1 protein-coding gene is annotated in these 237 nt (G+C 62.9%); it reads right to left on the bottom strand.

The window, feature by feature from the left end:
- A partial coding sequence (locus SB822_RS60830) for a LysR family transcriptional regulator (RefSeq protein ID WP_410859616.1) occupies window positions 1–145 on the bottom strand: 145 nt, incomplete at its 3' end.
- Window positions 146–237: the final 92 nt, after the last annotated feature.

Below are 237 nucleotides of genomic sequence, written 5' to 3'. Positions count from 1 at the left end.
ATTTGAGTTCGACCGCATCTTCCAGCTCCCGCACACACCGGCTCACCGCCGACTGTGTCAGATCGAACTCGCGCGCCGCGCGTGTGAAACTCCGTTCACGCGCGACGGCGACAAACACCTTGAGTTGCTGCAACGAAACATTCATGAGGTCATGGCCGGCCGCGAACGGCTCGGCAGCCTATTCGCCGGTTTGCTCGGGCCAGTGGCTCAGCCGCGAGGCTTTGCCGTTACCCGCGA

The sequence above is a fragment of the Paraburkholderia sp. SIMBA_054 genome (genome assembly GCF_046534875.1).
GTDB classification, from domain to species: Bacteria; Pseudomonadota; Gammaproteobacteria; order Burkholderiales; family Burkholderiaceae; genus Paraburkholderia; species Paraburkholderia hospita.
Note: the sequence above shows the minus strand (reverse complement) of the source record. Positions and strands in the feature narration are given on the sequence as shown.